General features: G+C 32.6%; 13 protein-coding genes. 12 read left to right on the top strand and 1 reads right to left on the bottom strand.

All coding sequences use genetic code 11. The features are described from left to right. Positions 1 to 735, top strand: a 735-nt coding sequence (locus NK213_RS12780; RefSeq protein WP_253349754.1) for an autotransporter outer membrane beta-barrel domain-containing protein, incomplete at its 5' end; no start/stop codon positions are given. A 269-nt stretch (positions 736 to 1,004) separates the two neighbouring features. On the opposite strand, the gene NK213_RS12775 is transcribed toward NK213_RS12780, so the two are convergent. Beyond that, positions 1,005 to 1,535, bottom strand: coding sequence for a hypothetical protein (locus NK213_RS12775; protein ID WP_253349752.1), 531 nt, complete (start codon positions 1,533 to 1,535; stop codon positions 1,005 to 1,007). Between the two features lie 193 nt (positions 1,536 to 1,728). Between NK213_RS12775 and NK213_RS12770 the strand changes: the two genes are divergently transcribed. The 11 genes from NK213_RS12770 (at position 1,729) to NK213_RS12720 (ending at position 10,468) form a co-directional block, all read left to right on the top strand. Next, positions 1,729 to 2,157: a MerR family transcriptional regulator gene (locus NK213_RS12770; protein ID WP_253349750.1), complete on the top strand. Its 429-nt coding sequence runs from the start codon at positions 1,729 to 1,731 to the stop codon at positions 2,155 to 2,157. After that, complete coding sequence (locus NK213_RS12765; RefSeq protein WP_253349748.1) at positions 2,154 to 2,930, top strand: SDR family oxidoreductase; 777 nt, start codon at positions 2,154 to 2,156, stop codon at positions 2,928 to 2,930. Before NK213_RS12770 ends, NK213_RS12765 begins: the two co-directional genes overlap by 4 nt. 108 nt (positions 2,931 to 3,038) lie before the next feature. Next, on the top strand, positions 3,039 to 3,419 hold the full coding sequence (locus tag NK213_RS12760; RefSeq protein ID WP_253349746.1) for a hypothetical protein: 381 nt from the start codon (positions 3,039 to 3,041) through the stop codon (positions 3,417 to 3,419). 152 nt (positions 3,420 to 3,571) lie between these two features. Continuing rightward, positions 3,572 to 3,709, top strand: coding sequence for a hypothetical protein (locus tag NK213_RS12755; protein WP_253349744.1), 138 nt, complete (start codon positions 3,572 to 3,574; stop codon positions 3,707 to 3,709). Further along, positions 3,706 to 4,233, top strand: a complete 528-nt coding sequence (locus tag NK213_RS12750; RefSeq protein WP_253349743.1) for a hypothetical protein — start codon at positions 3,706 to 3,708, stop codon at positions 4,231 to 4,233. Before NK213_RS12755 ends, NK213_RS12750 begins: the two co-directional genes overlap by 4 nt. 72 nt (positions 4,234 to 4,305) lie before the next feature. Then, on the top strand, positions 4,306 to 5,532 hold the full coding sequence (locus NK213_RS12745) for a competence/damage-inducible protein A (RefSeq protein WP_253349741.1): 1,227 nt from the start codon (positions 4,306 to 4,308) through the stop codon (positions 5,530 to 5,532). A gap of 413 nt (positions 5,533 to 5,945) precedes the next feature. Continuing rightward, complete coding sequence (locus NK213_RS12740) at positions 5,946 to 6,260, top strand: hypothetical protein (protein WP_253349739.1); 315 nt, start codon at positions 5,946 to 5,948, stop codon at positions 6,258 to 6,260. 602 nt (positions 6,261 to 6,862) lie between these two features. Continuing rightward, on the top strand, positions 6,863 to 8,104 hold the full coding sequence (gene glyA / locus NK213_RS12735) for a serine hydroxymethyltransferase (protein WP_253349737.1): 1,242 nt from the start codon (positions 6,863 to 6,865) through the stop codon (positions 8,102 to 8,104). A gap of 16 nt (positions 8,105 to 8,120) precedes the next feature. After that, on the top strand, positions 8,121 to 8,819 hold the full coding sequence (rph, locus tag NK213_RS12730) for a ribonuclease PH (protein WP_253349735.1): 699 nt from the start codon (positions 8,121 to 8,123) through the stop codon (positions 8,817 to 8,819). 176 nt (positions 8,820 to 8,995) lie between these two features. Continuing rightward, a complete protein-coding gene (gene sfsA / locus NK213_RS12725) occupies positions 8,996 to 9,700 on the top strand; it encodes a DNA/RNA nuclease SfsA (RefSeq protein WP_253349733.1) in 705 nt (234 codons plus the stop codon). A 96-nt stretch (positions 9,701 to 9,796) separates the two neighbouring features. Next, the gene (locus NK213_RS12720; RefSeq protein WP_253349731.1) at positions 9,797 to 10,468 is read left to right on the top strand and encodes a response regulator transcription factor; all 672 of its coding nucleotides are present in this window, start codon (positions 9,797 to 9,799) and stop codon (positions 10,466 to 10,468) included. Positions 10,469 to 10,513: the final 45 nt, after the last annotated feature.

Here is a 10,513-nt window from a genome sequence, read left to right as displayed (position 1 = left end):
GAGAGAACATACAGGCATACATTTGGTTATTCATTAGGTTATACACACACAAGCTTTGAATTCAAAGATGGGAACAAAAGTGAGGAAGATGTGGATTCGATTCAGTTAGGACTGCATAATAAGTATAACTCGAATAACTGGGTATTAAGAAATGATTTGACAGGAAGAGCAGGATTTCATAATGTGGACAGAATTCTGAACTGGGAAAATGCAGGAAGATCAGAACTAAGCGGAAGTTATGAGACATACAGCATAACAAGTGACAATAAGTTAGGGAAAGAAATATTGCTGGGAAAAAGAGCAAGTCTAATACCTTACGGCGGAATAAAGGCAATGTACATAATAAGGCCTACATTTAGTGAAAGCGGGTTGGAATCACTGGAAGTGGAAGGAAATGACGCATGGAGCGTGAGACCAAGAGCAGGAATGGAACTAAAAGGAGAGGTGCCGCTAGGAAACAGTGAAAGATGGAAACTGAAAGGCTCAGTGGATACAGCTTATGAATATGAGCTTGGAGATCTGAATAAAAGAGAATATGCAAAGTTATCAAAAGTAGAAACAGATTACCATAAGCTGTCAAAACCAGAGAAAGATAAAGGACAGATAAGAACAGGAGTTTCAGCAGGGATGGAAGCGGAAGACAGATATGGAATCTTTGTAACAGGAGATTACAGAGCAGGAAATAGTAATCAGAATGACTACAGAGTAGGCGTAACATTGAAAGCAGTATTTTAAAGAAAATATGATTTAAACCAAAAAAATGCTATATTCTTGTTTAAAAAAGATTTCCATACTTGTAATATGAATAAAAAACTTAAAATAAAAAAGAGAAAGTTATTTTATAAATTCTCTTAGGCTGAATTTTCTTAAGTGTAGAATTCAGCCTTTTAATTTACAGTAATATGAGACGGATTAGAAAGAAATTCTTCTTTTAAAAAATATATACAATGATGTTATCATAACTATTTAAATAAAATCGCGGAATACACAGAAAATCATAACTTTCAGGGAATTTGAAAAAAAGTGGTTAATTTGAGTTTTCCGTTAATTAAATCAAAAACATAAAAATTAGAACTGCCGTATGAATCATTACCGGCAGTTACAGTAACAAGTAAGCCGTTTCCGTCATATTCAGGGAAAAAATGAAAGATATATTCTGAATCAATGTTATCTTTACCGATAAAATCAGCAGTAATATCAAGAACGGTAATTTCGCTCTCTTTGGCAGTACTTACAATATAGTTTGATATTGGAGTTATTTTCAAAGTTTCTGTATCAATCGTGAGCATATCTGTATAAAAAAATGGTATCAGATAAATTTCTTTCATTTCTGCTTTTGTGTATTTTTTTTGAGCTGTAGGAGAATAAATCGGATATTTTATATAATTAAATAATTTATCCGTATTTCTATTTTTCACAGCAGTCTGTAATTCTTTAAACTGTTTCAGGATTTCTCTTTTTTCTGTATTTGTGTATTGTTTTGTAAGTGATGTAATACTTATAAGCAGCATCAGTGCTAAAATGATTTTCTTCATTTTTTCTCCTTTGAAATAAAATATATGTTGTTTAATTATTAACTTTTAATAATTATAATTTATTTAAAAATACAAGTCAATGCGGAATAATGGAAAATAAAACAAAAAAATAATTTATACATTATATAAAAAAAATCTTGACACTCAAGTAAGGTTGAGTGTTAAGATGACAAAATAACAAAAGGAGACGGAGATGACAGTAAAAGAAGTAAGTGAATTATTAAAAATACCGGTTTCAAGCCTTCATTATTATGAAAATGAAAATCTGATAAATCCTGAGAGAGATAAAAATAATTACAGAATTTTTACTCAAGAGGACATAATGAAAATAAAATGTATCCTGATATTAAAAAATTTGAATTTTAGTATACTAAAAATAAAAGAACTTGTTACTTTATATGAGAATTGCGAAGCAGAGAATGAAAGCAGAGTTTTGATAGAGAAAATATACGGGGAACAAATCAGGGAGATGGAACGAAAAAGAGATGAGTATACAAATACGATTAATTTATTTAAAACAATCCTGTTGTTTGAAAAACCGGAAGACGGGAAAGAAAAAGAGGCGGATAAGCTGATAGAAAAAATTTACAGTACATATATAGAGAAAGAAGGGATAGAATGAGTGAAACAGTATTGATTACAGGGGCTTCATCAGGAATAGGGAAGGCATTTGCCTTTAAGTATGCAAAAATGGGGAAAAATCTTATACTTACGGCAAGATCAAAAGATAAACTTGATAAAATGAAAGAAGAAATAAAGAAAAAGTTTTCTGTAGATATAAAAGTGTTTATAAAAGATTTGTCTAAAGAATATTCAGCAAAGGAATTATATGAGGAAATAAAGAATAATAATTTACAGGTGGATATATTAATTAATAATGCAGGATTTGGGACAAGCGGAAAGTTTCACGAAAAGGAATTTTCGAGCCAGCACGGTCAAATTATACTTAACTGTCTTTCACTGGCAGATCTTACTTATTTTATTGTAAAAGAAATGGCTGAAAGAAAAAGCGGGACTATAATTAATGTTGCATCAACAGTTGCTTTTCAGGCTGTTCCTTATATGGCGGTATACGGTGCGACAAAGGCTTTTGTTCTTTCATTTTCAGAAGCACTTCATCAGGAATACAAAGAATATGGAATAAAAGTAACAGCAATATGTCCTGGTGCAACTGAAACAGGTTTCTTTGATACAGCGGGGCCTGTAGGACTGGGGAAATACAGAACAGCAGATATGGTAACAGAAACAGCCATAAAGGCGGCAGGGAAAAACAAGCAGTTTGCGGTAGACGGAATAAAGAATTATATGGTTACTTTATTATCAAGGTTTCTAACAAGAAAGAAAACTACAGAGATATCCGGAAAAATACTGAAAAAATCTCTTAATGCTTTGTAGATATATTGAAACAGTTTATTTCTGAAATAGTGGAAAAATCTGGACTTAAATCCGGATTTTTTATATAATTAAACATAATGGAAATAAAAGATGTAAAGGAGCTGGGATATGAAAAAGATATTTTATTTTTTATTGGTAATGGTTACAGAGTTTGGTATGCAGTTTGACAGTTTTAACGGTAAGGTATATTTTGACAGAAAAGCAGAGAATGAAATTGTGAGAACGGATAATATTAACCTTGGAATTGATATAAGCGGTAAAGAATATGATGTTGTAGTTTTTGAATTTATTAATTTTTCTGATATAAAACAGGAAGAAATAAATATTAACGAAAAGAATTCACTAAAATTAAAACTCAAAAATTACGATATTTTATTTTTAAAAGAAGATATTCAAAAATATCTTGATGAAAAAGAATTAAAAGTAAAAATTCCTAATCAAATGGAGAATCTATCATATAAGGACTGGAAAAAAAATATTTTGGGATAGAACGTGCAATTACGAAATTATTTAATTCAGGAAGATTTAAAGCAACAGATAAAAATAAACAGGAAGTATCAGGTTTTCAAAACGGATATTTTAACACGGTTTTTTGTTATTATACTAAAACAAATACCTGCAGTCAGGGGAATTACTATTCTGTGGCAGATAAAAACAACGAAATCATATGGTATGATGAATATAGATTTTCTTATGACAGAATAGAGGACTGGAACACAATACAGAAATATTTAATGGAAAATCATAATATAGAAATAAAAAAGAAGTATTCAAAATGATGGAAAAAAGAGACGGATTTCATAAAAAAGTAAAGGAACTTTTTGAAAACAGAAAATTATTTGCAGAGTTGGTAATTGATTCAAGCCCTGAGAATTTGATGATTGAAGATGTGGAAGTTATAATTCATGAAAGTGAGTGGCATAATCTTATTATTTTGAGAAATGAGGATCTAAGTATACAGGAGGCTTTTGCTGCATTATCCAAGTACCTAATAGCACGGTATAATGATTGGGAACTCGAAGATATGAGGACTTGGGATGAGTTCACTGATGATGAGAGAATAGAACTTATATCAAATCACTGGATATCCGGATTTTATAACAGAGGAAAATTGTGCCTTGAAGAGATGATACCATTTAACCTTATAAGCAGATATGATTTGAAATATAATTTCAGGGATTTTCGGGAAGAGATATGCAAACTGACAGATGTTATTATAATTGACAATCACACTATGGACAGTATGTATTTTGCTATGTCTGATGATAAATACTTATTTTTCCTATATTGTTTTATGCATTAAAATTCAATAAATAAATTCATTTTCTTCTTAAAATAAACTATAATATAAGAAAAGAGCAGTAAGGAGAGATGGATGAATAGTGAAATAATATGTGTAGGCACAGAACTGCTGGTAGGAGATATACTAAATACAAATGCAAAATATATTTCTGAAAAACTGGCAGCCATAGGAATAAATCTTTATTACCAAACTGTAGTAGGGGATAATCATGAAAGGCTGAAAAAAGTATTGGATGCAGCATATAAGAGAGCTGATCTGGTAATACTTACAGGTGGACTGGGACCTACAATAGATGATATAACGAAAGAAGTAGTAGCAGAATATCATAATGAAAAACTGGTAAAAGTAGATAAATATTATAATATACTCGCTAAAAGATATAAGCAGATGAATGCAGAAGTTCCTGCTGGAGGAATAAAAGAAGTATCAATACTGGAAAATTCCACACTTCTTGAAAATGAAGTCGGGATAGCTCCGGGATTTTCTTATGAAAAAGATAATAAAATAACAGTAGTTATGCCGGGTCCGCCAAGTGAGATGACTGTCATGTTTGATAATGAAGTAATGCCCGCGCTACTAAAATATTCAAGTGATCTGATAAGATTCAGAACACTGAAAATAATAGGAGTTCCTGAAGGGAAAGTAGATGAAGATCTGGCAGAGTATTTTGTAATGTCGAATCCTACTGTGGCACCATATGCCAAAACAGGTGAAGTTCATGTAAGAATAGGCGTAAAAGGTAAAAATGAAGCAGAACTTATAAAGGAAATTGATAAAATAGAAAAGGAAATAAGAGCGGTATATCCTGATAATATCTATACAACAGGAGAAGAAAACTTTTATGATATAGTAGTAAAAACGCTACATGAAAAAGGGCTTGCACTCGCTACGGCAGAATCCATTACAGGAGGAAAAATTGCAGATTATATAGTAAGTGTAGCCGGGGCATCAAAGGTATATAAAGGCGGATACATTACATATTCTAATGAAGAAAAAGAAAAACTGCTTGGTATAGAGAAAGATAAAATAGATAAATACGGGGCTGTAAGCAATGAAATATGTATGGAAATGCTGAACGGACTTGAAAGAAACATTCCCGCTGATATTTATATAGCGACAACCGGTGTAGCAGGACCAGATAAAGATGAGAAGGATAATGAAGTAGGAACTGTCTTTATTGGATTTAGCATAAAGGGAGAAAAAACGGTAAAAAAATATACTTATTCAGGCTCAAGAAATGCAATAAGAGAGAGAGCAGTCAGAACTGCACTTCTTGAACTTTGGAAATCAATAAAGTAAAAAGATAATTTTAAAATTTGCTTGACAAATTGTGCTTAAAAATATAATATATATTTATAACTATATATTAGAAGTATCTGGCAATCTTAATTAGATTAAAGGAGGTAAAAATGTTTTTTTTGATATTTTTAGCCCTGTTTCTATTATTTTTCATGGTACTAAGCGTAAAGAAATGATTTTGTAAAATTACAATTTATAAATTAACGATACAAACGAGAAGGTTCTTTGTTCCTGTATAAATACAGAAAAATAAAGAGCCTTTTTTCTATTGATAATTGAGGGATTTTTCATGGTTTTTAATTAGAATTACGGAGGAATATGTATGAAAATTATATAAAAGCTGTAAAGATATATGATTTTTGAAAATTTTGAAAATATGACGGACAAAAATAACTGAAACAGGAGTGATAATTATGAAAAAAATATTGGTTGGATTTTTATTATTTAGTACAGTATTATCTGCTGCAAATCCTATTGATAAAAAAACGTGCAGCATGAATGGAATCAAGCTTGCAGGGAAAGTAAAAGTAGTGAAGAATTTTGCAGATTTTAAGGTAAAGGTGGTGAGCAGTTTTCCGGATATTGAAGTGAAAAAGGTGAGCAGCTTTCCTGATGATTGCGGAGAATGGCAGTTTGTCGATAGTTTTCCAGATTTTACAATAGAGTATGTAACCAGCTTTCCTGATTTTACTATTAGAATGGTTGATCATTTTCCGGGGGTGAAGTAGATTAATTATAACTATATATAAAATGAAAGCTTTTATTTAGAAAATCAAGTTTAAAAATAAAGGTAAAAATGATATAATGTTTTTGATTTGTGTGTGGTTTGTTCTTTAGATGCATATTGAGACTTTATATTATTTTTATTTGGAATCAGGTTTGCAGGTATGGGGCAGGCGGGGGGCACAATGTGTTATCGAGCAGCTAGAATATGGCGTGCGTAGGGATAAGGATAAGTGTTTTTGCGCTGCGGGTGATGATTTAGCTAAAATGTAGCAAAATATTAATGCCTTGTGTTATCGAGTGCCTAGAATATGGTGTGCATAGGGATAAGGATAAGTGCTTTGGCTCTGTGAGTAATGATTTAGCTAAAATGTAGCGAAATATTAATGCCTTGTGTTATCGAGTGCCTAGAATATGGCGTGCGTAGGGATGAGGACAAGTGCTTTGGCTCTGTGAGTAATGATTTAGCTAAAATGTAGCAAAATACTAATACCTTATGTTATTGAGTGCCTAAAATATGGTGTGCGTAGGAACAGGTATAAGTATTTTGACACGAAGGGATACAATTAAATTTATATATATTTAGACAAAATACTAAGGAGGATCAATGTCATTTATAAAAGAAGAAGATTTAGAAGTTTACAACGCCATTATTAAAGAAGAAAAAAGACAGGAAGAAGGAATTGAACTGATCGCTTCAGAAAATTTCGTTTCAAAAGCCGTTATGGAAGCTGCCGGTTCTGTTATGACTAATAAGTATGCCGAAGGCTATCCTCACAGAAGATACTACGGCGGATGCTCAAATGTAGATATTGTCGAAGACCTTGCCATAGAAAGACTAAAAAAACTGTTTAACGCAAAATACGTAAACGTACAGGCACACTCAGGGTCTCAGGCTAATATGGGTGTATATGTCGCACTGCTGAACCCGGGCGATACTATACTTGGTATGGGATTAGATGCCGGCGGTCACCTGACTCACGGTTATAAAGTGAATTTTTCTGGTAAGAACTATAAATCAGTAAATTACGGTCTGGAATCAGATACAGAACTTATAGATTATGAACAGGTAAGAAACCTTGCCCATGAACATAAACCAAAAATGATAGTAGCCGGCGCAAGTGCATATTCAAGAATAATAGATTTTAAAAAAATCAGGGAAATAGCTGATGAAATAGGTGCTTATCTAATGGTTGATATCGCACATATAGCAGGTCTTATTGCCGGAGGTCAGCATCCAAGCCCTATGGAAGATGCTCACATAGTGACTTCTACTACACATAAAACACTACGTGGACCGCGTGGCGGGATAATAATGACAAATGATGAAGAAATAGCCTCAAAAATAGATAAAAATATATTTCCGGGAATTCAGGGCGGACCGCTTATGCATATAATTGCTGCAAAAGCAGTAGCTTTCAAAGAAGCGCTTGACCCGTCTTTTTCTGAATATCAGGCTCAGGTAGTAAAAAATGCGAAAAAAATGGCCAAAACCCTTGAAGACGGCGGACTTAGAATAGTAAGCGGCGGTACTGACAACCATCTTATGCTTGTAGACCTGCAAAGTAAAAAAGTAACAGGAAAACTAGCAGAAGAGAAATTGGAAAAAGCCGGTATAACATGCAATAAAAATGCAATACCCAACGATCCCGAAAAACCATTTGTAACAAGCGGAATAAGATTAGGAACTCCCGCTGTAACTACAAGAGGTATGAAAGAATCGGAAATGGAAATAATCGGAAACCTTATATTAAAAGTTCTGAATAATATAAATAACGAAGATATAATAAATGAAGTAAACAAAGAAGTAAAAGAACTTACAGGAAGATTTCCACTTTATAAAGACTAACTTAAGGAGAAGTATTTTGAGAAATAACAACAGAAAAAATGAAGAATTAAGAGAAATAAAGATAACAAAGAATTTTATAATACATCCCGAAGGATCTGTATTAATAGAATTCGGTAATACAAAAGTAATATGTAATGCTACAGTGGAAGAAAAAGTTCCGCCGTTCTTAAAAGGAAGCGGGAGCGGATGGGTAACTGCCGAATACAGCATGATCCCGAGAGCTACCAATGTGAGAACTCAGAGAGAAGTAAACAAAGGTAAACCCACAGGAAGAACAATGGAAATACAGAGACTCATAGGGAGATCCCTGAGATCGGCAGTTAATTTGAAAAAACTCGGAGAAAGAACTATTATAGTGGATTGCGATGTTATTCAGGCTGACGGAGGGACAAGAACAGCCTCTATAACAGGAGGTTATCTGGCTTTGGAAACAGCTGTGGCAAAACTTCTGGATGCAGGACTTCTTAAGGAAAATCCTATTATTGCCAAAGTAGCTGCACTAAGTGTGGGGAAAGTCAATAACGAGATACTTCTTGATCTGGAATATTCAGAAGACTCTGCGGCGGAAGTAGATATGAACATAGTAATGAACAGTAAAAATGAATTTATAGAAATTCAGGGTACAGGAGAAGAAGCTACTTTTACCTATGATGAGCTTCTGAAATTTATAGAAGTAGCCAGAAAAGGATTTGAAAAATTATTTGAACTGGACTGATTAATATAAATACAGATATTCAAAGCCCGGAATTCTGATTTTTACTTTCTTTTGAAAAAACGGCTGTAAATATCATAAATTAATTCAGGATAAAATCCCTTTTTTAGGTGTATAATTGCTTAAAAAAGGGAGATTTTTTTAAAATCAAAATTCATTTATATAAGGAAAGGAAATATATGAAAGAAATCCTACTGGAAATAAAACATGACGAAACCGGAAAATTCATAAGCAGACCAAACAGATATCTTGCAGAGGTGGAAATAAACGGCAATATAGAACTGGTGCATGTACATGATCCCGGAAGACTGAAAGAACTGCTTTTGCCCGGTGCAGAGGTTTATATAAAAAGAGCTTCTAACCCCGCAAGGAAAACAAGATGGGATCTTATCGCTGTGGAGAATAACGGAGAGACGGTACTTTTAAATTCTGCATACCACAGATATATTGCAGAAGCTTATCTGAGAAATTTTGAGATATCAGAGTTCGGGGCTTATGACTATATTAAACCAGAGGCAAAATATAAAGACAGCAGACTGGATTTTTATATGGAAAAAGGGGACGAAAAAATCTGGCTGGAAGTAAAAGGGTGTACACTTACTGTGGAAAAAGCAGCAATGTTCCCTGATGCTCCTACTAAAAGAGGACTCAAACATCTTGGAGAACTGGAAGAATTAAGCAGTGAAAACAGAGCGGCAATATTAATACTGGTTTTTAGAAAGTCAGAATATTTTGTGCCGAATTTTGAGACAGATCCGGAATTCAGCAAAAAGTTAATTGAAATAAGCCGGAATGGTGTTGGTGTCTATCCTATACAGCTTGAGTTTTCCAAAGGGAAAATTTATTACAGAGGAATTCTGCCCCTTCGTTCGAAAAATTTATAAAAAAATAATCGTACAATAAAAGAAAATGAAATCATTTTATTATATATTTTTTTAAAATTATGGTATAATGAACAAAAAAACAGAAAGGTGATAGGAATGAAAGAGAAAATATTGATTATAGAAGATGATCCGAAAATATCAAGACTTATCGAAATTGAACTAAAGTTTGAGGGATATGAAGTGAGCTTTGCCTATGACGGAAAAGAAGGACTGAACAGTGCAAAATATAATTCTTATGATTTAATAATTCTGGATCTAATGTTACCTAAAATGAACGGAATTGAAGTATGTAAAAGAATCAGGGAATTTTCAGAAGTCCCTATCATAATGTTAACAGCAAAAGATGAGATAAGCGATAAAGTAGTCGGACTGGATTACGGGGCAGACGATTATATGACAAAACCTTTCTCAAATGAAGAATTGATAGCCCGTATAAAAGCATTAATAAGACGTACTAAAAAGAGAAATAACCAGGAAGAATTCGTATATGAGGATTTGAAAATAAATTACTCTACATATGAAGTATTCAGAGGTGAAACATTAATAAGCTTATCAAAAAGAGAATTTGAACTTTTGGACTACCTTGTATTAAATAAAGGTATAGTTTTATCAAGAGATAAAATTCTTGAAAATGTATGGGGATTTGAATATATAGGTAATGACAATATTCTTGACCTTTACATAAAATATCTGAGAGACAAGATAGACAAACCTTACGAAAGAAAGTTTATTCAAACGGTAAGAGGTCTCGGATTTATTTTTAAATAAAAAATAAAAGTGGAAATATTGGTGTAAATTATATTTAAGCGAGGT

This window comes from Sebaldella sp. S0638, assembly GCF_024158605.1.
In the GTDB taxonomy this organism is placed as follows: domain Bacteria; phylum Fusobacteriota; class Fusobacteriia; order Fusobacteriales; family Leptotrichiaceae; genus Sebaldella.
Note: the sequence above shows the minus strand (reverse complement) of the source record. Positions and strands in the feature narration are given on the sequence as shown.

Excerpts from the sequence above, each read along its gene's own strand:
- NK213_RS12775 (WP_253349752.1), bottom strand. The coding sequence starts at position 1,535 with ATGAAGAAAATCATTTTAGCACTGATGCTGCTTATAAGTATTACATCA.
- NK213_RS12770 (WP_253349750.1), top strand. The coding sequence starts at position 1,729 with ATGACAGTAAAAGAAGTAAGTGAATTATTAAAAATACCGGTTTCAAGC.
- NK213_RS12765 (WP_253349748.1), top strand. The coding sequence starts at position 2,154 with ATGAGTGAAACAGTATTGATTACAGGGGCTTCATCAGGAATAGGGAAG.
- NK213_RS12760 (WP_253349746.1), top strand. The coding sequence starts at position 3,039 with ATGAAAAAGATATTTTATTTTTTATTGGTAATGGTTACAGAGTTTGGT.
- NK213_RS12750 (WP_253349743.1), top strand. The coding sequence starts at position 3,706 with ATGATGGAAAAAAGAGACGGATTTCATAAAAAAGTAAAGGAACTTTTT.
- NK213_RS12745 (WP_253349741.1), top strand. The coding sequence starts at position 4,306 with ATGAATAGTGAAATAATATGTGTAGGCACAGAACTGCTGGTAGGAGAT.
- NK213_RS12740 (WP_253349739.1), top strand. The coding sequence starts at position 5,946 with ATGAAAAAAATATTGGTTGGATTTTTATTATTTAGTACAGTATTATCT.
- glyA (WP_253349737.1), top strand. The coding sequence starts at position 6,863 with ATGTCATTTATAAAAGAAGAAGATTTAGAAGTTTACAACGCCATTATT.
- sfsA (WP_253349733.1), top strand. The coding sequence starts at position 8,996 with ATGAAAGAAATCCTACTGGAAATAAAACATGACGAAACCGGAAAATTC.
- NK213_RS12720 (WP_253349731.1), top strand. The coding sequence starts at position 9,797 with ATGAAAGAGAAAATATTGATTATAGAAGATGATCCGAAAATATCAAGA.